This window comes from Streptomyces sp. NPDC020489 (assembly GCF_044386545.1).
Taxonomy (GTDB): domain Bacteria; phylum Actinomycetota; class Actinomycetes; order Streptomycetales; family Streptomycetaceae; genus Streptomyces.
The window spans coordinates 261,908-282,494 of sequence record NZ_JBIRUZ010000012.1 but is presented as its reverse complement, the minus strand read 5'-3'; the positions used below and the strand labels follow the sequence as shown (position 1 = coordinate 282,494).

At 72.0% G+C, this 20,587-nt stretch carries 17 protein-coding genes and 2 pseudogenes; 8 read left to right on the top strand and 11 right to left on the bottom strand.

Annotation, left to right across the window (positions count from 1 at the left end; genetic code table 11):
• Positions 1 to 4: 4 nt before the first annotated feature.
• Positions 5 to 241 (top strand): annotated as a pseudogene (locus tag ACH41F_RS30130) (SPW repeat protein); the annotation flags it as partial.
• A 77-nt stretch (positions 242 to 318) separates the two neighbouring features.
• Here ACH41F_RS30130 and ACH41F_RS30125 read toward each other — a convergent pair.
• A pseudogene (locus tag ACH41F_RS30125) lies at positions 319 to 1,110 on the bottom strand (phosphotransferase); the annotation flags it as partial.
• Between the two features lie 85 nt (positions 1,111 to 1,195).
• Here ACH41F_RS30125 and ACH41F_RS30120 point away from each other — a divergent pair.
• Entirely contained in the window at positions 1,196 to 2,092 is an 897-nt protein-coding gene (locus tag ACH41F_RS30120) for a GNAT family N-acetyltransferase (RefSeq protein WP_398838301.1), read from the top strand.
• On the opposite strand, the gene ACH41F_RS30115 is transcribed toward ACH41F_RS30120, so the two are convergent.
• From ACH41F_RS30115 to ACH41F_RS30105, 3 genes are all read right to left on the bottom strand, one after another.
• Positions 2,081 to 2,998 (bottom strand): NAD-dependent epimerase/dehydratase family protein, encoded by a 918-nt coding sequence (locus ACH41F_RS30115; RefSeq protein WP_398838299.1) that lies wholly within the window; start codon positions 2,996 to 2,998, stop codon positions 2,081 to 2,083. The genes ACH41F_RS30120 and ACH41F_RS30115 overlap by 12 nt on opposite strands.
• Before the next feature lie 57 nt (positions 2,999 to 3,055).
• Positions 3,056 to 3,832, bottom strand: a complete 777-nt coding sequence (locus tag ACH41F_RS30110; RefSeq protein ID WP_391231773.1) for a GNAT family N-acetyltransferase — start codon at positions 3,830 to 3,832, stop codon at positions 3,056 to 3,058.
• A gap of 83 nt (positions 3,833 to 3,915) precedes the next feature.
• A complete protein-coding gene (locus ACH41F_RS30105) occupies positions 3,916 to 4,566 on the bottom strand; it encodes a chaplin family protein (protein ID WP_391231772.1) in 651 nt (216 codons plus the stop codon).
• 261 nt (positions 4,567 to 4,827) lie between these two features.
• On the opposite strand from ACH41F_RS30105, the gene ACH41F_RS30100 reads away from it, so the two are divergent.
• A complete protein-coding gene (locus ACH41F_RS30100) occupies positions 4,828 to 6,378 on the top strand; it encodes an alpha/beta hydrolase (RefSeq protein WP_398838298.1) in 1,551 nt (516 codons plus the stop codon).
• A gap of 12 nt (positions 6,379 to 6,390) precedes the next feature.
• On the opposite strand, the gene ACH41F_RS30095 is transcribed toward ACH41F_RS30100, so the two are convergent.
• The gene (locus tag ACH41F_RS30095; protein ID WP_391231770.1) at positions 6,391 to 6,816 is read right to left on the bottom strand and encodes a MarR family transcriptional regulator; all 426 of its coding nucleotides are present in this window, start codon (positions 6,814 to 6,816) and stop codon (positions 6,391 to 6,393) included.
• A gap of 67 nt (positions 6,817 to 6,883) precedes the next feature.
• Between ACH41F_RS30095 and ACH41F_RS30090 the strand changes: the two genes are divergently transcribed.
• The gene (locus ACH41F_RS30090) at positions 6,884 to 7,315 is read left to right on the top strand and encodes a PaaI family thioesterase (RefSeq protein WP_398838296.1); all 432 of its coding nucleotides are present in this window, start codon (positions 6,884 to 6,886) and stop codon (positions 7,313 to 7,315) included.
• A gap of 1 nt (position 7,316) precedes the next feature.
• On the opposite strand, the gene ACH41F_RS30085 is transcribed toward ACH41F_RS30090, so the two are convergent.
• Together ACH41F_RS30085 and ACH41F_RS30080 are read right to left on the bottom strand one after the other, a co-directional pair.
• Positions 7,317 to 8,573, bottom strand: coding sequence for an arginine deiminase (locus tag ACH41F_RS30085; protein ID WP_398838295.1), 1,257 nt, complete (start codon positions 8,571 to 8,573; stop codon positions 7,317 to 7,319).
• Between the two features lie 19 nt (positions 8,574 to 8,592).
• Positions 8,593 to 10,011, bottom strand: coding sequence for a basic amino acid/polyamine antiporter (locus ACH41F_RS30080; RefSeq protein ID WP_398838294.1), 1,419 nt, complete (start codon positions 10,009 to 10,011; stop codon positions 8,593 to 8,595).
• Positions 10,012 to 10,129: 118 nt separating this feature from the next.
• Between ACH41F_RS30080 and ACH41F_RS30075 the strand changes: the two genes are divergently transcribed.
• On the top strand, positions 10,130 to 11,227 hold the full coding sequence (locus tag ACH41F_RS30075; protein WP_398838292.1) for a chemotaxis protein: 1,098 nt from the start codon (positions 10,130 to 10,132) through the stop codon (positions 11,225 to 11,227).
• Positions 11,228 to 11,240: 13 nt separating this feature from the next.
• On the opposite strand, the gene ACH41F_RS30070 is transcribed toward ACH41F_RS30075, so the two are convergent.
• Complete coding sequence (locus ACH41F_RS30070) at positions 11,241 to 11,654, bottom strand: SsgA family sporulation/cell division regulator (protein WP_391231765.1); 414 nt, start codon at positions 11,652 to 11,654, stop codon at positions 11,241 to 11,243.
• 535 nt (positions 11,655 to 12,189) lie between these two features.
• Between ACH41F_RS30070 and ACH41F_RS30065 the strand changes: the two genes are divergently transcribed.
• Entirely contained in the window at positions 12,190 to 13,617 is a 1,428-nt protein-coding gene (locus tag ACH41F_RS30065; protein WP_398838291.1) for a PP2C family protein-serine/threonine phosphatase, read from the top strand.
• 78 nt (positions 13,618 to 13,695) lie between these two features.
• Here ACH41F_RS30065 and ACH41F_RS30060 read toward each other — a convergent pair whose 3' ends face one another.
• Entirely contained in the window at positions 13,696 to 15,186 is a 1,491-nt protein-coding gene (locus tag ACH41F_RS30060) for a hypothetical protein (protein WP_391231762.1), read from the bottom strand.
• Positions 15,187 to 15,439: 253 nt separating this feature from the next.
• Here ACH41F_RS30060 and ACH41F_RS30055 point away from each other — a divergent pair, with 253 nt between their 5' ends.
• Together ACH41F_RS30055 and ACH41F_RS30050 are read left to right on the top strand one after the other, a co-directional pair.
• Positions 15,440 to 16,579 (top strand): aminoglycoside phosphotransferase family protein, encoded by a 1,140-nt coding sequence (locus ACH41F_RS30055; RefSeq protein WP_398838289.1) that lies wholly within the window; start codon positions 15,440 to 15,442, stop codon positions 16,577 to 16,579.
• 273 nt (positions 16,580 to 16,852) lie between these two features.
• Positions 16,853 to 18,808 carry an N-acetylmuramoyl-L-alanine amidase gene (locus ACH41F_RS30050; protein ID WP_398838288.1) on the top strand — a complete coding sequence of 652 codons (1,956 nt, stop codon included), beginning with the start codon at positions 16,853 to 16,855 and terminating at the stop codon, positions 18,806 to 18,808.
• A gap of 120 nt (positions 18,809 to 18,928) precedes the next feature.
• On the opposite strand, the gene ACH41F_RS30045 is transcribed toward ACH41F_RS30050, so the two are convergent.
• Together ACH41F_RS30045 and ACH41F_RS30040 are read right to left on the bottom strand one after the other, a co-directional pair.
• On the bottom strand, positions 18,929 to 19,426 hold the full coding sequence (locus tag ACH41F_RS30045) for a hypothetical protein (protein ID WP_391231759.1): 498 nt from the start codon (positions 19,424 to 19,426) through the stop codon (positions 18,929 to 18,931).
• Between the two features lie 125 nt (positions 19,427 to 19,551).
• Positions 19,552 to 20,478: a universal stress protein gene (locus tag ACH41F_RS30040; protein ID WP_398838287.1), complete on the bottom strand. Its 927-nt coding sequence runs from the start codon at positions 20,476 to 20,478 to the stop codon at positions 19,552 to 19,554.
• Between the last annotated feature and the right edge of the window lie 109 nt (positions 20,479 to 20,587).

Sequence of the window (20,587 nt, the reverse complement as noted above, 5' to 3'; positions counted from 1 at the left end):
CGCCTTTGACCTCGGTATGTACTGCGCCGTGTCCCCCTGGATCCTCCATTACCCGGAGCGCATGTACGGCCTCAGCTGGGCCTTCTGCGCGATCGGCGTGTGGATGATCGTGTCGCCGTGGATCGTCGGCGACAGCCCGGACGCCGGCGTCGTGCTCAACAACGTCATCATCGGCGCCCTGGCCGTGATCCTGGGCCTGGTGTGCACCGGGACGGCGGCGAAGAGCGCCCCGCGGACGTAGGAACCGCCCGGGAAGGAACCACTCGGCCGGCCCGCGCCGGAAAGCCACAGCACGACGGTCTCCGGCGCCCCGGCCCATCAGCGCATCAGCGCCCCCAGCTCGCGCCGGTGCCGGGCCACCCACTGCCGCGCCGCCCGCACCTCCCGCACGACCCCGCGCTCGCGCAGCGCCACCATCGCCGGCTCGCCTCGTTCGGCACCGGCGTCGATGCCCCGGGCGCACCGGTCCTGCCACCACAGGACCGTGTCCAGGAGCCGCTCCCCGTCGATCGGCCCGTACGCGTCACGGATCAGACGGATGTGCCGGGCCGCCTCGCCCACGTCCGTGACGCCGGGTCCGAGGTCCAGGTACTGCCAGCACACGTGCGCGACGTCGTGGACGCGCTCACCGGGGGCGGCGAGATCCCAGTCCACGAAGGCCAGCGGCCGCCAGTGCGCGTCGTACACGGTGTTCTTCGGGGCCAGGTCGTTGTGGCAGACGACGTCCTGGTCCCCGGCCGCCGGTGTGCCGTGCGTCAGGTCGTGGAAGGCCCGCACCAGGCGAGCCACGCGCACGAGCCCCTCGTCGGTGCGGGCGGCGGCGCGGTCGGACGGGGTGACGGCGGCCCGGCCGTCGACGTAGGAGAGGACCTCCCGGCCCCGCTCGTCCGTTCCGAGGTGACGCGGCGCCCCCGGCCAGTCATGGCGCTCGAACAGGGCGAGCACCTCATGGACGTACGCGGATCGCGGTGACCCGGTGCGCCGCACGGTCGCGCCCACCCGGACCACGTCGTTGACCGCGCCGCCCTCCAGTGATGTCTCTTCCACGCGTACGAGTATCGGCCGACGGGCGGCGACCACGACACCGCCGTCGCGGAGCACTCGGAGGCGCCTGCCCTCGGCGGCCGGGCCGGAATTCCCTTGTCGGGCTCGTCCGGTGGTGGTTTGCTACAGCGGCCCAGCGCTCGACCCGACCATGACCGGAGCCCAGTTGACCCCGCGCATCACCCCGCTGACCGACCCCGGAGCCGGTGGTTCGAGCCGCCGTCTGGCCTGGCTGGCCTCGGCCGTCGACGGGGCACCGACCGGATCGGCCTTTCTGCGGCTGTTCACCCAGGAGGGCCAGGCGCACCTCGCGGAACTGGAGATCGCGGTGCACGCCGCCGAGCGCCGACAGGGCGTCGGCACCCTCCTGCTGGAGGCAGCGGTGAGCGCGGCACGGGCCGAGGGACGCCGCTCCGTCATCGCCCAGGCCGAACAGGGCTCCCCCGCGGACCGGTTCCTCGCGGCCCGGGGCTTCAACCCGGTGCTGTCCCTGACCTACGCGCGGCTCCCGCTGGCCGACGCGGACCTCACCCCGATCCGCGCGATCGCCGAACGGCCGTGCCCCGGCTACCGGTTGACCACGTGGGACGGCGTCGTGCCGGACGACCTGGCCGCGTCCTACGCCGCCTCACGGCGCGCCATGGACGACATGCCCATGGAGGGCACCGACTACGGCACCGTCGTCTGGGACGTGGACCGGGTGGTCGCCGCGGCCCGGACGGTCGCCGAGCGCGGCGATCTCCTGCACACGGTCGCCGCCGTCGACACGGCGGACGGCTCGGTGGTCGGATTCTGCGAACTCGTCGTGCCCGGCGACGGCCGGGGCGACGGACAGCACTACGGCACGGCGGTGCTGCCGGACCATCGCGGCCGGGGACTCGCCCGGCGGCTCAAGGCGGCGTCGATCCTCCTGGCCCGTGAACGGCACCCGGAACTGGGCGGGTTGCTCACCGACACCGCGGACAGCAACGCGCCCATGCGTGCCGTCAACGACGCCCTCGGCTATCTGCCCACGCACCGGGCGATGGAGTACCAACTAGACCTGTGAGGCACGCAGCGCGGCCAGACCCTCGCGGCACGAGGGGTACACCGGCGTCCAGCCCAGCTCCCGCTCGGCCTTCGCGATGGACACCCGCAGCGTCGCCCCCATCAGCGCGTGCGCGTACGACATCGGCCGCATCATCCACATCGGTACGGCCATCGGCTTGGGCAGGCCGAACTCCTCGGCCACGCGCACGATGTGCCCCCGGAACCCCGTCGGCGTGCGGTCGGCGATGTTGTACGCCTGCCCCGGGCGCCCGCGCTCCACGGCGGCGACCATGGCGCGGGCCGCGTCCGTGAGCTCGACCCACGGCAGGACGCGTCCGCGGTCGGCAGGGACCGGCAGTTGCCGCTTGCGGAGCATGGGCAGCAGGTTCTCGGTGCCGCCCGGGCCGTAGAAGGCTCCGTAGCGCAGCGCGATGCCCTCCAGGCCCTCGGCCTCGAAGGTCAGCCGTTCCTTGGTGCGCATGCCGGCGACGTGGCGTTCCAGCTCCGGGTCGGCGCACCGGGCGCCGAAGGAGCCCTCGTCCTCGGTGAGTTCGCGGTCACCGTGGTCTCCGTAGCCGTAGCCGAACACCATCGACTCCGCGACGAAGCGGCGGGCTCCGGTGGCCTGCGCGGCCTCGATCAGATGGGCGGTCCCCTCGACGCGCAGCGCGTCCGTGGCGTGCATGTCGCGGTGGCGCATGGGCGGCTTGCTCAGCGCGGTCGCCGCGTGGATCACGGTGTCGAAGTGGTGGCCGTCGACGGCGCGCAGCAGGGCGTCCCGGTCCATGAGGTCGGCCCGGATCTCGTTGCCCTCGCTCCGGCCCAGCCCGGTGACCTTGTGGCCCGCCTCGGTGAGGGCGTGGGTGATGTGCCGGCCGAGGACCCCGCCGGCGCCTGCGAGGAGGATGCTCTGGTTCGTGTCCATGCCCTTGCGACGGATCGGGGGCCCTCGGATGTGACATCCCCCGGCACATGGTCCCCGTCACACGGTGTACAGGTACGGCGTGGTCGTGGTCAGCGGCTCGAAACCGAGGCGCTCCAGGATGGGGCGGCTGCTCGGCAGGGCGTCCACCTGGAGGTAGCGGTAGCCCCGCTCCACGGCCTCCCGGGCCCGCAGGGCGACCAGGGCGCGGTAGATCCCCCGGCCGCGCCAGGCCTCGACGGTGCCGCCGCCCCACAGCCCGGCGAAACGGGTGCCCGGCACGAGTTCCATGCGGGCCGCGCTGACCGGCGTCTCCCCGGCCAGCGCGACGACCGCGACCACGGTCTCCGGGTCGGCGGTGAGCTGGGCGAGCAACTGGTGGCGCAGGCGGGTGCTGTCGGTGCCGAAGGCGGCCTCGTGCACGTCGGCCACGAGGTCCACGCCCGCGCGGTCGGTGACCGGCAGGACGCGGATGCCCTCGGGCGGTTCGGCGTCGAGGGTGAGGTCGTTGACCTCACCGATCATCAAGGTCTCCTCGGGCTGCGCGGTGAACCCGGCCGATCTGAGCCGCTGCCCGAGGTCCACCGGCAGGTCGTGCCCGTACAGCTTCCACTCGAACTCGCGGCCGAGCCCGGAGAAGTACGCGATCTGCTCGGCGATCGCCGCGTCCGCGCCGGCGTCGTCGAGGTCGGACCAGACGACCCCGTTCCAGCCCTGCTCGGAGGAGACCTGGCGGACCACCTTGCCGACCCGCTCGATCCTGGACTCCGGGCTGTCCGGCTGCGCGCCCTCACGCATGTCCCGGTCGTACAGGGCGAGTACCGCGGTGTGATCCATGGGTTCACTCCAGCATCAGGACCGGCGCGGGGCAACACCATTACGGGTCATGGTCCGAGGGCCGGTGCGGGCCGGGTACCCCGTCAGCGCGCCGCCCCCGGGCGGAAGCGGCGGTACAGCACCGCTCCACCCAGCACCAGCGCGGCGCTTCCCGCGACGGCGGGAAGCGTCCCGTCGGTGCCCGTGCGGGCGAGCGAGGCCACGGGCCGGTGCGGCTCGGGCACGTCGGGCTTCGGGTCGGGGTGCGCCCTGGGCGGTTCGGCCTCCGGCTCGGGGACCGGCGTGACCGGGGTGTCCCGCGGCCGGTCACCGGGAGTGTTGACGGACTCGTTGCCCACGGCGGCGTTGCCGACGCCGACCACGCTCACACCGTTGCCGCTGACGTGCACGGGAACGTGGACCGGCAGCTGGAGGCCGTTGCCGGAGAGCACGCCCGGCGCGTCCGTCACGCCGCCCTCCGCGGCGGCGTCCGCGGGTGCGGGGGTGGCCGTACCGCCTCGGTTGCCACAGGTGTTGCCCGCGGCGGGGTTGAGCAGTCCCACCACGTTCACGGTGGTGCCGCACACGGTGACCGGGACGTGCACGGGGAGCTGGATCGTGTTGCCGGAGACCGCTCCGGGCGAGCCGGCCGTGTCACCGTCCGACATGGAGTCGGCGTGCACGGGCATCGACACCGCCATCGCGCCGGACACGGCGGCGACGGCGAGCACACCGTTTCGGGTAACCCGCCTCATAGGTTCCCTGCCTTCCCGTCATGGATCGCGGGCAGTCGCCCGCACCGCGTAAAACGCGGACGAACCATCCGAGTTATGGCTTATCGGTCTTTCACCCCATCGAGCGGCACAGTTGTCGAACTAGTCGTAAAACCGTCGAATGCGTGGTGAGGGGCGCAGGATAAGGCACTCCGCACGCTCCCGCCCGTCCGGAGGCGGCGCTTCCGCGAGCCGCCTATCGTGATCGAGGGCGCGGTGTGCGCGCTCCGCCTGGAGGCATCGATGCTGGCCAAGCTGTCAACGCGACGCTGCGCGCTCGCCGGGGCGGTCGGACTCGCCCTGCTGGGCACCGGGCTGCCGACGGCCACCCGCACCAACGGCGCCGACCTGTCGCGTTTCTACGACCAGAAGATCGCGTGGTCGAGATGCGAGGGCATGTCCGCGGCCGACGACCTGCAGTGCGGCAAGGTCACCGTGCCCCTCGACTACGCCAATCCCCGTTCGGGCACCCTCGATCTCGCCCTCGCCCGCTACCGGGCGACGGGCAGGGCGAGAGGCTCGGTGCTGCTGAACTTCGGCGGTCCCGGCGGTGCCGGTGTCGGCGAACTCGCTGCCGGCGGCGACGAGTTCATGGGCCTGGCCAAGGGCTACGACGTGGTGTCGTTCGACCCGCGCGGCGTCGGCCGCTCCTCGCCGGTCAGCTGCGGGGACGACACCGAGGCGGCCCTCGCGGCGGAGGGCGGTGACGATCCACGGGCGCTGCTACGGCAGTTGAAGCGGGTCGCCGCTGCCTGCGCCGAGCACTCCGGCCCCGTCCTGCCCCACATCGGCACGGTCGACGCCGCCCGCGACCTGGACGTGATGCGCGCGGCCCTCGGCGACAAGAAGCTCAACTACCTCGGTTTCTCCTACGGAACGCGGCTCGGCGCGGTGTACGCGGCCCAGTTCCCCAAGAAGGTCGGCCGGTTGGTCCTCGACGGCGTGGACACCCTCACCGAACCCCTGACCGAGCAGGGCAGGGTGGGCGCCGAGGGGCAGCAGACCGCGCTGGAGGACTTCATCGACTGGTGCGTCGACGACGTCGCCTGCCCGTTCGGCCAGGACGCGCGCAAGGCCCGCGAGCAGGTCGTCCGGCTCGTCGGCTCGCTCGACGAGGATCCCGTGCCCACCGACTGGGGCTACGACTTCTCCGGCCAGGACCTCGTCGGCGCCATCGGCCAGGCCCTCTACAGCAGGGAGCTGTGGCCGCTGCTGGAGCGGGCCCTGGCCCAGCTCGTCGAGGACGGGGACACCCGCGGCATCGAGGCGTTCTCGTCGGGCGGGACGGCGCTGCCCGCGTTCGCGGCCGCGGACGGCGAACTCGCCGACGAGGACGAGGTGCCGCCGGACAACCTCGCGGCGGCGCTGATGGCCATCAACTGCGCGGACGACCCGGACCGGCCCACCGCCGACGAGATCACCCGCGACCTCGGCCGGCTGCGTTCCGCGTACGAGAAGGCCTCCCCCGTCTTCGGCCGCTACCGCCTCACCGAGGTGCTGACGTGCTACGGCCGCCCCAAGGGCACCGACTTCATCCGTGAGAAGGTCCGGGACGTCGACACCCCGAAGATGCTCCTCGTGGGCACCCGGGGCGACCCGGCGACGCCGTACCGCTGGACCGTGGAGACCGCGAAGCGGCTCGGCGACTCGGCGGTCGTGCTCGACAACAAGGGCGACGGCCACACCGGGTACGCCTCGTCGAAGTGCGTCCAGCGCAAGGTCGACGCCTTCCTGCTCTACGGCTCCCTGCCCCCGAGCGGCAGCTCCTGCGGATCGGAGCAGGACACCTCCTGACCGGCCCGCGGGTCAGCCCTCCCAGTGCGCGAGGCGCCGCAGTGCCGCCGCGGCACCGTCGAAGCCGTCGTCGCCGAGCACGGACCGCATCTCGGCGTTGAAGCGGTCGATCTCCGGCTGGGCGGCACGCAGCGCGGCGGCGCCGGTGTCCGTCAGTTCGAGGACCACGGCGCGGTGCTGCCGGGGATGCGGTCGCCGCGACAGCAGGTCCGCCGCGCTCAGCCGTGCGACGAGGCCGGTGACGGCTGACTCACGCAGACCGAGTGTCCGGGCGAGCTGCTGCTGGGTGAGGCCGGGTTCCTCCTGGACGGCGAACAGTGCGCCGAGCTGGGCCGTGGTGACGCCCGCGGTGTCGAGACAGCGCCGGTCCAGGGTGGTGCGCAGCCGGTGGGCGGCCCTCTGGAGCAGGTAGTAGAGGCGCTGATCGGGCTCGGGCATGGGCCGATGTTGACAGAGGACACCCCCGCGCGCCACCCTCACTTCACCAGTGAAGTGAGGTGCGGACGTGAGCGACAGCAGGACGTTGGATCTGGAACTCGCCCGGAAGGTCCTCGGGGAACAGCCCTTCAGCCGCCTCCTGGGCGCCCGGGTGACGGCCTTCGGGGACGGCGAGGCCACCCTCGAGCTGGACCTGCGCGAGGAACTGCTCCAGCAGTACGGCTATGCCCACGGCGGCGTGCTCTCCTACGCGGCCGACAACGCCCTGACCCTCGCCGCGGGCAGCGTCGTGGGCAGCGGGGTCATCACGTCCGGTTTCACCATCGACTACCTGCGTCCGGCGACCGGCGCGGTCCTGCGCGCCCGGGCGCGGGTGGTGCGCGCCGGCCGGACCCGGGTCGTGTGCCGCTGTGACGTGATCGCGGTCGACGCCGTCGGCACCGAGACGCTGTGCGCGGTCGCCCAGGGCGACATCGCGGTGCTCGAGCCGTCCGCCTGACTCAGAAGTCCACCGGGTCCCGCACGATCGGGCACGTCATGCAGTGCCCGCCACCGCGGCCGCGGCCGAGTTCGGCGCCGACGATGGTGATGACCTCGATGCCCGCCTTGCGCAGCAGGGTGTTGGTCTGCGTGTTGCGGTCGTAGGTGAAGACCACGCCGGGCTCCAGGGCGACCGCGTTGTTGCCGCTGTCCCACTGCTGGCGCTCGGAGGCGTACAGGTCCCCGCCCGTCTCCACGACCCTGAGCCCGGGCAGCCCGAGCGCCTTGGCGACGACGTCCACGAAGGGCGTCGAGCCCTCGTCGACGAGTTCGATGCCGGGCGCCTTGTCACCGGGCCGCAGGGAGAAGGTGTGGACGGCGTCCATGATGGCCGGGTAGAGGGTGACCAGGTCGCGGTCGGCGAAGGTGAAGACGGTGTCCAGGTGCATCGCGGAGCGCAGCTTGGGCATGCCGGCGACGATCACGTGCTCGGCGGCGCCGTTCCTGAACAGCGCCGAGGCCACCTGAGTGATGGCCTGGCGCGAGGTGCGCTCGCTCATGCCCATCAGCACGACCCCGTTACCGACGGGCATGATGTCGCCGCCCTCGAACGTCGCCTGCCCCCAGTTCTGTTCGGGGTCGCCCCACCAGACGGTGGAGCCCGCGAAGTCGGGGTGGAAGCTGTAGACCGCCTTCATCAGCAGGGTCTCGTCGTGCCGGGCGGGCCAGTACAGCGGGTTGAGCGTGACGCCGCCGTAGAGCCAGCACGTGGTGTCCCGGGTGTACAGGGTGTTGGGCAGCGGCGGCATCAGGTACTCGCGTACGCCGGTCGACTCACGGGCGAGGCCGAGGTACGCGGTGCGGTACTCCTCGGGCAGGTCGGTGGTGGCCAGGCCGCCGATCAGGTACTTGGCCAGGCGCTCCGGCTCCAGCGACTCCAGGTAGGCGCGCGTGGCGTCGACGAGGCCGAGACCGACCTCGTTGGCGACGATCTTCCGGTCCAGGAGCCAGTCCCGGGCGCCGGGGACCGCCATGGTCTGGGCGAGCAGATCATGCAACTCGACGACCTCGACGTCGCGTTCGCGCAGCTTGTTGACGAAGTCGGCGTGGTCGCGCTGGGCGTTCTCCACCCACATGACGTCGTCGAAGAGCAGGTCGTCGGAGTTGGTCGGGGTGAGCCGGCGGTGGGCGAGCCCCGGGGCGCAGACCAGCACCTTGCGCAGTCTGCCGACCTCGGAGTGGACGCCGTGGGCGGGGCGGGTCTCTTGACTGGTCACGGTGCACCTTCCGGGGGGTTCACAGGCTGATCCAGCCCACGGCCAGGGCCACCACGCCGAGGACCGCGCCGGCCACCGAGACGGCGAGGATCACGTACTCGCGCGGTGAGAAGAGCCGTCTGCCCTGCTCTTTGCGCGCCATCACGAACAGCACGGTGGCGGGGGCGTAGATGATGAAGGAGACGAGGACGAACTTCAGGCCGGCCGCGTAGAGGAGGAACGCCGTGTAGACGGTGGCGAGCGCGGCGACGGCCAACTGGGCCCAGGTGCCGGCCCGGCCGATCTTCAGCGCGAAGGCGGCGGCCAGCAGGAACGGGATCAGCGTCAGCGCGCTGGTCAGGTCGAGGGCGAAGTTGAAGGCGTCGTCGGAGAACAGCGTGACGACGAGGACGATCTGACTGAGCACGGTCGACATCACGAGCGCGGGCACCGGCACGTCGGCCGCCGTGGCGCGCTTGAGGAAACGCGGCATGTCGTCGTCCTTGGCGGCCACGTACAGCACCTCGGCCGCCATCAACGTCCAGGCGAGATAGGCGCCGAGGACGGAGACGATCAGGCCGACGCTGACGAAGACCTTGCCCCAGGTGCCGACCGCGTGTTCCAGCACCTCGGCCATGGAGGGCTGCCGGAGTTCGGCGATCTCGGCCATCGGCATGATGCCGTAGGACACGATCGTCACCGACGCGAAGATCGCGAAGACGCTCACGAAACCGAGGATCGTGGCCCGGCCGACGTCCTCACGGCGTCGTGCGTGCCGGGAGTACACGCTCGCGCCCTCGACGCCCAGGAACACGAACACCGTGGCCAGCATGGTGCCTTTGACCTGGTTGAACAGTGAGCCGGCGTAGTCGGCGCCGGCGAAGTTGTCGGCGAAGACGCCGGGGTCGAGATAGCAGAGCGCGAGGACGACGAAGACGAGGATCGGGACGACCTTGGCGATCGTGACGATCCGGTTGATGGCCGCCGCCTCCTTCACGCCCCGGCTGATGAGCGCGAAGAACAGCCACAGCCCCACGGAGGAGAGGACCACCGCGAGCACGGTGTCGCCGTCGCCGAGAGCGGGTGCGACCGCGCCGATCGTCGACATGATGAGCACCCAGTAGGTGACGTTGCCGACGCAGGCGCTCGCCCAGTAGCCGAACGCCGAGAAGAAGCCCAGGTATTCGCCGAATCCGGCCTTGGCGTAGGCGTACACACCCGCGTCGAGATCCGGTCGGCGCACCGCGAGGGTCTGGAAGACGAACGCCAGCATCAGCATGCCGGTGCCGGCCACCGCCCACGCGATCAGGGCTCCGGCCACACCGGTCTCCTGCGCGAACCTGCGGGGCAGGGAGAAGACCCCGGCGCCGACCATCGAGCCGACCACCATGGTGGTGAGGGTCGGCAGGGAGAGTTTCACGGCGGGAGGTGCCTGCGTCTGGGTGTCGGCCTGGCTCATGGGCGTCCTACGGCGGTGGGGACTTCGGCGCCCCAGCGACGCTAGCAACGAAATGCCGCTGATGCCCTACTTCATTACCCCTGATGCCCTATCCGCCGATCGGCCCTATCGTGCTGTTATGGAGCACGCACTCAGCCCCACGACCCTCATCGAGCTGCGGCGCCCGCGCCCCTATCCGGCTGTGTCCGTGCTGACGCCGACACATCGCCGGGAGCCCGAGAACGCCCAGGACCCGGTCCGGCTGCGCAATGTCGTGGCCGAGGCCAAGAAGCAGCTGGAGGCCGATCCCGCGGTCAGCCGGGAGCGGCGCGCCGACGTCGCGCGCCAGCTGGACCAGGCCCTCGCCGAGGTCGATCTGGCGCATGCCGAGGACGGCCTGGTGATCTTCGCCGCTCCGGGCGAGCACCAGGTGTGGTCGCTGGCCCGGTCCGTGCCCGAGCGGGTGGTGGTCTCCGACACCTTCCTGACCCGCAATCTCGTCTCCGCACAGGCCGCCGAGCGGCCGTTCTGGGTGCTGTCGGTCTCCGCCGACCACGTCACCCTGTGGAACGGCGGCACGGACCGCGTCACCGAGCACCGCGCCGACGGCTTCCCCCTGACCCGGAGCCGTGAGAACTTCGACGCCGAGCGCCAGGAGCGGATCGGCGACCTGCCGAGCACCTTCCGCGACGAGGGCACCCGGCACTTCCTTCGCGAGGCCGACACCGCGATGGGCAGACTCCTGCGCGGGAGCCCGCGCCCGCTCTACGTCACCGGCGATACCGCGGCGCTGGCCGCGCTGGACGAGGTCGGCGGCGCGACCAGGGACGCCGTCCACGTGCCGCGCGGCGGGCTCGCGCACGGCACCCCGGACGCCGTGTGGCAGGCGGTGCGCCCCCTGCACGAGGCCGAGACCCGCAAGGACACCGCCGCCGTGGCCCGCGAGCTGGAGTCGGCGCGGGGCCGCCGGGCGTTCGCGGCCGGCGTGGACGAGGTGTGGCAGAACGCCCGCGAGGGCCGCGTCCGGCTCCTCGCCGTCGAGGAGAACTACCGGGTCACCGTCCGCGACGAGGGCGTCGACCACCTGGTCCCCGCCGCCAGCGGCGATCTCGACGCCCGCGACGACATCGTGGACGAGATCGTCGAGCAGTGCCTGGAGACCGGCGCCGACGTCCGTTTCGTCCCGGACGGCGCGCTGGGCGACGCCCGGGGGATCGCGGGGATCCTGCGCTACTGACCGGCGGGCCTCCTCAGACGCTCCCGAACAGCGAGCTCAGACCGCGGTCCACCGCCGCGCCGACATCCTCCTGCCCGGCCGCCACCACCGCGTAGGACCGCAGCAGGAACCGGCGCAGTGCCGAGGTGTCGAACTGGAGCAGGGCCAGCCCGCACGGCGAGTGGAGTTCCACGACCGTGCGGGCCTGTCCGCATGGCCACAGATGGACGTCCCCGCTGCCCGCCGGGCCGCGCAGTCCCGCCTCCAGCAGCGAGCGCGCGAAGGTCCAGGTGACCGTCTCGCCGTCGAGGGAGACGCGGGGTGGGAAGTCGAGATGCACCGCGAACGGGTCCGCGGAGGTGTAGCGGAGCGTGGTGGGGACGGGCAGCTCGTGTTCCTCGGTGGTGATCAGACACCCCTGCGCGGACTGCTCGAGTTCGATGTCCATCGTCGGTTCCCCCTGCGTGTCGAAGTCCGGCCGTAGAGCCGATGTCTGTACGACCTCGCAGGTGCCGTTCGCATTACGCGGAAGCCCTTACCAATCGATGTGATGTGCGTCACCCGCAAATGAGGCATTGGACGTTTAGGGTGACGAACTTGCCCGAACCCGCCGCCGGGAACAGGAGAGTCACCCCCTGCCCGACACCGGCACAGGTGCCCCCGCGGCATCGACGTCCGCCTCCGTGACCCCGGCCGATGCAGGGCTCGACAGCGGACCGAACAAGGGGCCGTCGAACACGCGGATGAATGTCTATCCCGAGTCCCGAGAAACCCCTCAACTCACGTACGCTGACTACGACTTGCCCCAGGGATGAGCTACACCGATCGTACGGTGAAACCCCTCCATGAAGACTGTGGCATATGCCAGAAGCACCACCGTATCGTGTGTTGCCGAATCCCTTACAGGGCGTCGCGGGCTGTGCCACAGTCGTAACGGTCCCTCCGTCAGCCTTGGTCCTTCCCTCCCCGCATCGGAGCGCGTCATGCCGTCCCATCTCTCTGCGGACCGCCCTTCCGCCCAGCCGCCGGGCCGCGGCTCGGTCGACGCGCTCATATCGCAGACGCGACGGCTCAAGGGAGAGGTGGACGCCGTACGGCGGGACGCTCAGGACGAGGTGTCGGACCCGCAGGGTCGCTGGCAGCGCGCGCTCTACGACCTTGCACTGCACCAACTCAACGACCTCGACGAGCATTTGGCCCAGCTGCGGGACGGTCCGCCCGGACCGGCGCCCGACGACCCGGCACCCGCCGCCCCCGCCGCGCCGACCGCTCCCCGGCACGGCTCGCTGCTCAGCCGGGTCGGCAGCGCGGAGTGGAACCTGCTGACGGACGAGGCCAGTTGGTCCGGAGAGCTCTACCAGATCCTGGGCCGCGCCCCCGCCTCTCCCCCGCTCACCCTCGACGAGCTGCCGTCCCTGGTGCTCGACGAGGACAGGCCGAAGCTGACGTCGATGGTCACGGACTGCCTCGTCGACGCCAAGCCCATCGACGGGGAGTTCCGCGTGGTGCGCCCGGACGGTGCCGTGCGCACCGTGCACATGATGGGCGAGCCCGTGCTCGACGCCGACGGCAGCACCGCGTCCATGTGGGCCGTGCTGCGCGACGTCAGCGAACTGCGCCGCAGCCAGAGGGTGGTGAGCGAGACCCGTGACTCGCTCCAGCACCACCAGCACCGCGCGCAGACCGAGCACCGGCTCGCGGTCGAGTTGCAGGAAGCCGTGCTGCCGCCGCGACACGGCTCCCTGCGGCTCCCGCGCCGCCGCCCCGAGACCCTGGATCTCGCCGCGCGCAGTCTGCCGTCCTCGGCCACCGCCCTGCTCGGCGGCGACTGGTACGACGCGCTCGAACTCGCCGACGGCGACATGCTGCTCAGCGTCGGCGACCTCACCGGTCACGGCGTCGCCGTCACGTCCGGCATGGCGACGCTGCTGGGCGCCGTGCGCGGTATGGCGATGGCGGGCACCCAGCCGGGCCAACTGCTGTCCTGGCTCAACCAGTTACTCGACGCCACCGTGCACCCCGCACTCGGCGGCGCGCTCTGCTGCCGCTACCGCCCCGAGACCCGCACCCTCACCTGGGCGCAGGCCGGACACCCCGCCCCGCTGCTGTTCCGCGACGGGACGGGGCGCCGACTGCACGCACCGGACGGCGTCCTGCTCGGCGCGACCCCGGCCGCCACCTACGAGCAGGCCGAAGAGACCCTCGAAGCCGGCGACCTGCTCCTGCTGCACACCGACGGGCTGGTGCCCGGGCATGACAGCACCGACGCCGCGGACCGTCTCCTCGGCCTGGCCCCGCGCTTCACCGAGGCGCCCACCGCACAGGACTGCGTACGGATGGTCGTGGAGGAGTTCGGCAAGACCGAGCGCGAGGACGACGCCTGCGTGCTCATCGCCAGGGTGACGAGCTGAGACTCACGTCAGCCGAGACTAAGCCGAGACCGAGGTCGGCTGCGGGGCCGCGAGGTGGGGCAACGGCGCACAAACCCCCTATGCCCGTGCGCTGTTCCCGCCCTTCACCGGCCGCGGCAGGGCCAGCTTGATCTCCTCCCGCAGCTCATGGATCTTCGGGTAGCTCGAGTACTCCGCGGTGAGCCGGTACATCTGGCGCAGCCGGTCCCAGGTGCGGTGCGAGGAGTTGGACCCCATCGACACCAGGGCCAGCCGGGCGTACGTGCCGCCCTGTTCCGGGTCGTCCGCGAGGAAGCAGGCGGAGGCCATGGACAGGAAGTCGAAGATCTTCGACCGCTGCCGTCCGTCGACCCGCAGGGCCAGGGCCTTCTCCGCGTAGTGCTGGGCGTGCACGGCCGCGGACGGCTCGTGCTCGGCCAGCGTGCGGTAGGCCAGGGCCTGCATACCGTACAGATCCTCCTCCTTGAACATCTGCATCCAGCTCGGTGGGGGCACGTCGCTCCGGTCGGAGACGAAGAGGTCCTCCGCCTGACCGAGGGTGCGGCGCATCGCCTGGCCCTTGCCCATGGAGGCCTGCGCCCAGGCCTCCACGGTGTAGAGCATCGCCATGGTGCGCGGCAGCACCTCGTCCCCCGAACCGGACTGGGCGAGCTTCATCAGGTCGAGTGCGTCGTCGGGCCGGCCCAGGTGCACCATCTGGCGAGCCGCTCGGGAGAGCGCCTCCCCGGCGCGGGGCCGGTCACCGCCCTCACGGGCCGCGTGGGCGGCGATGACGAAGTACTTCTGGGCCGTGGGCTCCAGGCCGACGTCGTGCGACATCCAGCCCGCGAGGACGGCGAGGTTGGCGGCGACGCCCCACAGGCGTCGCTGGAGATGGTCGGGGTGTCGGTAGGCGAGCATGCCGCCCACCTCGTTGAGTTGGCCTACGACCGCCTTGCGCTGGAGCCCGCCGCCGCGAGCCGCGTCCCACGCCCGGAACACCTCGACGGAACGCTCCAGTTCCTCGATCTCCTGCGACCCGATGGGGGCGGCCTCATAGCGGTCGAACCCAGCGGGGTCGGCATGCAGGGGATCGTCGAAACGGGGAGCGTCGGCCGTCAGGGCCGGGTCGGTGTGGAGCCAGTCGTGCATGGCACTGCTGAGTGCTGATCCCGCGGCGAGCGCGGCACCCGCGCCCACCAAGCCGCGTCGGTTGAGCATGAGGTCCATTCCCGTGAATTCGGTGAGGACCGCAGCCGTCCGCTCGGGCGCCCACGGCACACCGTCGGGATGTTCCACACTCCCGCCGCCCTGCCGTTTCCCCACGCGCCCGTGCCGGACCAGACCGAGGTCCTCGATGGTCACGACACGGCCGAGACGCTCGGTGAACAGGGCAGCCAACACACGGGGTACCGGGTCGCGCGGGATCTCTCCCGTGTCGATCCAGCGCCGGACCCTCGAGGTGTCGGTCGAGAGCTGGGGGTGGCCCATGGCCGCCGCCTGCCGGTTGACCAGCCTCGCGAGTTCACCCTTGGACCAGCCGGCCAGGCCGAACAGGTCCGAAAGTCGGGTGTTGGGTTGTCCGCTCACGTCAAGCCCCCAGGTTCTCGGCTGAGTTGACAGTAGCCCGGGCAGAGTTGCCGGGCGACTATTCGCCAGGGTTCGCCAGGGTGCGCCAGATGGTGTGCCAGTGGGCGATGGGTGTCAGGTAGGAACGCGCCACCCCGACTCGGCCGCTGCCATATGACGGGTGCATTCCCCAGGGTGTCCCCAGGGCGGCCGGGCCGGGTAGCGCACTTGCGCAGACATGCACTGCTGGCACACGAAGGGATCTGTTTCGCCCATGTACACAGCATCGTCCTCCGTGTCCGCCCCGCCCCGGTCGCTGCACCCCCGCCCGGCGGGCACCGGCCCCTACCTCGACCCCGCTCGCCCGACGGCCCCCGTGCTCGGTGCCGGCAGGACGCGGCGCGCTCCGGGGCTCGGCACCCAACCGCTGAGCGGGAGACTCGACTTGTCCGGCCCTCAGGGCGCCCAGCTGCGTACGGCGATCGCGTCGGTGCACCGGATCTGCCCGGAGTTCGCTCCGGTCCAGGTCCTGCGCCGCAGCGGACGCTCCGTCCTCCTGGTGGGGACGACCGGACGCAGCACGGCCGTCGCCAAGTGTTTACTGGACCACTCCCCGATGTGGGCCGAGCGGGTGCGGCACGAGATAGCGGCGTACCGCTCGTTCGTCCGGCACCGCCCGCCCGTGCGGGTGCCCCGGCTGATCGCCGCGGACCCCGACAACTGCACCCTGGTCATCGAGCGGATGGCCGGCCGGGTGGCGGCACTGCACCGGCATCCCGCGGAGGCCCCGCCGCGGGCGGACATCCGGGCGGCGCTGGGCGCGATCTGCCGGCTGAACGCCTGGCGGCCCCCGGCGGGCACCTTCGGCGCCCCGCTGGACTACGCGGACCGGATCTCCCGCTTCCACGAACTGGGGCTGCTCACCGACCGCGACATGGGCGACCTGCAGAAGCTGCTGCACGGCATCGCGGCGACCGCGGGCCGGCAGGGCATGGGCCAGTTCTGCCATGGCGACGCGCTGCTCTCGAACATCCTTCTGTCACCGGCCGGTCCCGTGCTGGTGGACTGGGAGCACGCGGGCTGGTACCTGCCGGGCTACGACCTGGCGACCCTGTGGTCGGTGCTCGGGGACGCGCCCGTCGCCCGTCGCCAGATCAGCCAGATCGCCCAGTCGGCGGGCCCCGCCTCGCGCGACGCGTTCCTGGTGAACCTGATGCTCGTCCTGACGCGCGAGATCCGTACCTACGAGACGGCCGTGCAGCGTTCGATGCATGACACGACCCCGGCGGCACCGGGAGCGGCCCACCCGGGTGCTGCGCCGTCCGGCGAGGAACAGCGGCTGCTGCTGAGGCGGCTGCACGACGACTGCCAGCTGGCCCGACGGGCCGTACGCGCGGCGGTCGGCACTCGCTGACGGGGACGCCGGTCCGCGGTGCGGCCCGCGACAGCGGCGCACCGCGGACCGACGTATGTCCGCCGGGCGGCCCGCTCGCAAACGGCCCATTGGTGTACGCCAGTGACGCCCCGCAGGCCTTGCAGGTGCCGCGGCGAAACTCCCGGGACCGCCGGTTGACAAGGGGATTTGCCTGTTCCTGGGCATGATTGACGGATCGTCGGCAAGCCGGTACCACTGACGCACGCCCGGCACCGCACGGCCCATCGCGCCCGACCGTCCCAGGAGGCTGCTTTGCGAGGATCCGACCCGACCGGCGCCGCCGGCCCCAGACGCACGCGGACCGCCCTCGGCGCGGTCGCCACCGCGGCACTGCTGCTCCCCCTGCTCGGCGCGGCCCCCTCCGGCGCACAGACCTCGACGGACAGCCTCCAGCAGGCGTTCGCCTCGGCCGCCGGCAGGTACGAGGTGCCGCAGAGCGTGCTTCTCGGTGTCTCCTATCTCCAGTCCCGCTGGGACACGCACGCCGGGGCGCCGAGTGTGACCGGCGGCTACGGACCGATGCACCTCACCGACGCCCGCGCCGCGCTCGCCCGGGCCCCGCACCACAGCGAGGGCACGGAGGACGCGCGCGGCGACAGCACCCGGCCGGCCCTGCTCCCCGAGACCGACGTGCCGGCGCCGACGTCGTTCCCGGCCCGCCTGACGACGCTGCCCAGGGCGGCGGAACTGACCGGGCTGAGCGCGGCACGGCTGCGGACCGACCCCGCGGCGAACATCGCGGGCGGCGCGGCACTCCTCGCCGAGACGCAGCGCGAGCTCGGCGGGCCGCTCAGCGACGACCCCGCCGACTGGTACGCGGCGGTGGCCCGCTTCTCGGGCGCGGACGACATCGCGACGGCGCGGGCGTACGCGAACGACGTGTACGACGTGATCCGCACCGGCGAGGAGCGCACCACGGACACCGGGCAGCTGGTGGCCCTCGCGCCGCGACCGGGGGCGGCACCGGAGCCCGGGCGCCTGGACGGGGCGGGGCTGCGGACGCTCCGCGCCGGGGCCACGGAGTGCCCGAAGTCGGTGTCCTGCGAGTGGATCCCGGCCCCGTACAAGGAGTTCGGCGACAACGACTACGGCAACCACGACCTGGGGAACCGTCCCACGTCGCAGAGCATCGAGTACATCGTCATCCATGACACCGAGGGCGCCTGGGAGGGCGTGCTCAACCTCGTGCAGGACCCGACGTACGTCTCGTGGCAGTACACGCTGCGCTCCACCGACGGTCACATCGCGCAGCATGTGAAGGCCAAGGATGTGGCCTGGCACGCGGGCAACTGGTACGTGAACGCCAAGTCGATCGGTCTGGAGCACGAGGGCTTCCTGGCGAACCCGGACGCCTGGTACACGGAGGCGATGTACCGCTCCTCGGCCCGGCTGGTGAAGTACCTCGCCAAGAAGTACGACATCCCGCTGGACCGGCAGCACGTCCTCGGGCACGACAATGTGCCGGGCCCGACCACGGCGACCATCGGCGGCATGCACACCGACCCCGGCCCTTACTGGGACTGGCGGCACTACTTCGAGCTGCTCGGCCGCCCGTTCAAGGCCACCGGCGGCAAGCAGGCCGAACTGGTGACGGTCCGCCCCGACTACGCGACGAACCGGCCGGAGTACACGGGCTGCGTCACCAAGGGCGTGCCGTGCGCGGCGCACGGTTCGAGCGAGGTGCGGCTGTACTCCGGACCCGGTGAGACCTATCCCCTGATCAAGGACGTCGGTCTGGGCACGGTGCCGGGCACCGGGGTGAACGACATCTCCTCACGGGTGTCCACCGGCCAGCAGTACGCGGTCGCCGGCCGCGACGGCGACTGGACCGCGATCTGGTACCTGGGCCAGAAGGCCTGGTTCAAGAACCCCCAGAAGGACCCGACCGCGGTGAGCGCCAAGGGCCTGCTGGTGACGCCCAAGGCCGGCGCGGAGAGCGTCCCGGTGTACGGGCGCGCGTACCCGGAGGCCTCCGCGTACCCGGCGGGGGTGCCCGCGCAGGCGGTGTCTCCGTTGCCGTACAAGCTGCTCAAGGGGCAGAGGTACGTGGCAGGTGCCAAGGTGCCGGGTGAGTACTACTACGCGGTCACCTTCACCACGGACTCGCACCGGGTGGTGGTCGGCAAGGACCTCTACTACGAGATCCAGTTCGGTCACCGGGTGGCGTTCGTGCGGGCGGCCGACGTCGAGGCGCAGGTCGTCCGCTAGGCGGTGGCCCGGCGCGTGGCGGTGTCACGCGCCGGGCTGCGCGGGAGAGCCACGTGACGGGTCAGGCCCGCCGGCTCGCAGCCCGCGGGCCGAGACGCGGCGGGGGTCATGACCACTCCCTCAGCTCTGCTGGAACAGCTCCGCCGGCAGCGGCTTGAGGAGGGCGTAGAGATCGTCGGTGATGGGGCGGTCCCAGGAGGCGATGGTCACCAGGACGTTGTCGCTGCGGTCGAACTGCACACAGGAGATCCGGCTCTCGGAGAGCTTCAGACGCCGCACGATCAGGAGGTTGTCGCCCTGCATCACCGGCATGTCCTCGGTGCCGACGACGGTCACCTCCTCGTCGTTCTCCAGTGCGATCAGCAGCTGCGCCACCTCGAAGGGGACCTCGCCCTCGGCCAGCTCACGGGCCGGGGAGCCCTCGGGGAGGTTGCCGATGATCATCGCTGGGCCGCGGCCGCCGAAGAGGTCGTAGCGCAGGAAGACACCCTGGCAGGTGCCGTCGGGGGCGGGCAGCAGACCGGCGCCGAGATTGCCGGGCCAGTCGCCCGGGTCCATGGCCAGGACGTCGAAGTCGGGGCCGGCGGGAGTGGCGCTGCGGCGACGGAGAAACGACATGTCGCCCATGGTACGGGGCGCCGGGGACAGGCGGGCGACTGCGGTGGACGGGGGTCGGCCGACCCCCGCCGAGCGAGTCACGCATGGTCTCGAGTGCCGCATGGCTTTGATGACGGGCGGCACCCTCACCCGTGGGACGGCTGCGGTGGGACCACCGCGACCGGGGCGGCCGCGTGCAGCAGGACCGCCTGGGTCACGGAGCCCATCATGCGGGTGGGGGCGAGCAGCCGGCGCCGGTGCCGGCCGACGACGACCAGTTCGGCGTCCCGGGAGGCGCCGACGAGGTGGCCGGCCGCGTCGCCCGGGGCGACGTACAGGTCGACCCGCACGTCGGGGTGGTGCCCCCGGTGCGGGGCGAGGAAGCCCTCGGCGAGGGTGCGGGTCTCAGCCTCGACCGCGTCCTGGTCGACCATCACCGGGGCCAGTTCACCGGGCATGGCCCAGGTCTGGAGCGGCCACTGGTAGGCGGACACGACGTGCAGGCGGGCGCCTCTCAGGGCGGCCTCGGCGAAGGCGAAGGCGAGCGTGTTCTCGTCGGGGCTGTCGGCCTGGAGGCCCACGACCACCCGGGGCCCTGGTCCGGCAGGCACGTCCGTCCCCACGTCCGTCCCCACGTCCGTCCCCACCTCCCGGCCCGGCCGGGGCACCACGATCACCGGGCACTCCGCGTCGCGTGCGGCGGCCATGCCGTTGGAGCCCAGCAGGAGACTGGCGAAGCCGCCTCGTCCCCGGGAGCCGAGCACCAACAGCTGGGCGGCGGCGCCCAGTTCGGGCAGCACGGCGGCCGTCGCGCCCTCCAGGGCGAGGTACTCCAGCACCGGCCGGTCGGCGACGTCCGCCAGCCGGGTGCGGACGTCTTCCAGGACCGCGTCCTCGTTCGCGTCCGGCGGCCCGGCGGACAGGACGTCGGGCTGGGCCCACGCGGCGTACTGCCGCACATGGACCACCCGCAGCGGTGCCCGGCGGCTTCGGGCGGCGTCCAGGGCCCAGTCCAGGGCGCGCAGGCTGTCGTCCGAACCGTCGACCGCAGCGATGACCGGCAGGGTGCTCATGGGGTTCCTCGTCTCCGGAGTACGACCTTCCCCCGGGGCCGGCGTCGCCGACGACGGCCACGGAGGACTGCTCAAGGTCGCGTGTCCGGAAAATCCGGTGGGACACCCC

Coding starts and splice junctions, on each gene's coding strand:
- ACH41F_RS30095 (WP_391231770.1), bottom strand. CDS start 6,816: ATGCCCGAGCCCGATCAGCGCCTCTACTACCTGCTCCAGAGGGCCGCC.
- ACH41F_RS30055 (WP_398838289.1), top strand. CDS start 15,440: ATGTACACAGCATCGTCCTCCGTGTCCGCCCCGCCCCGGTCGCTGCAC.
- ACH41F_RS30045 (WP_391231759.1), bottom strand. CDS start 19,426: ATGTCGTTTCTCCGTCGCCGCAGCGCCACTCCCGCCGGCCCCGACTTC.
- ACH41F_RS30070 (WP_391231765.1), bottom strand. CDS start 11,654: ATGGACATCGAACTCGAGCAGTCCGCGCAGGGGTGTCTGATCACCACC.
- ACH41F_RS30100 (WP_398838298.1), top strand. CDS start 4,828: ATGCTGGCCAAGCTGTCAACGCGACGCTGCGCGCTCGCCGGGGCGGTC.
- ACH41F_RS30040 (WP_398838287.1), bottom strand. CDS start 20,478: ATGAGCACCCTGCCGGTCATCGCTGCGGTCGACGGTTCGGACGACAGC.
- ACH41F_RS30120 (WP_398838301.1), top strand. CDS start 1,196: ATGACCGGAGCCCAGTTGACCCCGCGCATCACCCCGCTGACCGACCCC.
- ACH41F_RS30105 (WP_391231772.1), bottom strand. CDS start 4,566: ATGAGGCGGGTTACCCGAAACGGTGTGCTCGCCGTCGCCGCCGTGTCC.
- ACH41F_RS30065 (WP_398838291.1), top strand. CDS start 12,190: ATGCCGTCCCATCTCTCTGCGGACCGCCCTTCCGCCCAGCCGCCGGGC.
- ACH41F_RS30110 (WP_391231773.1), bottom strand. CDS start 3,832: ATGGATCACACCGCGGTACTCGCCCTGTACGACCGGGACATGCGTGAG.
- ACH41F_RS30115 (WP_398838299.1), bottom strand. CDS start 2,998: ATGGACACGAACCAGAGCATCCTCCTCGCAGGCGCCGGCGGGGTCCTC.
- ACH41F_RS30075 (WP_398838292.1), top strand. CDS start 10,130: ATGGAGCACGCACTCAGCCCCACGACCCTCATCGAGCTGCGGCGCCCG.
- ACH41F_RS30080 (WP_398838294.1), bottom strand. CDS start 10,011: ATGAGCCAGGCCGACACCCAGACGCAGGCACCTCCCGCCGTGAAACTC.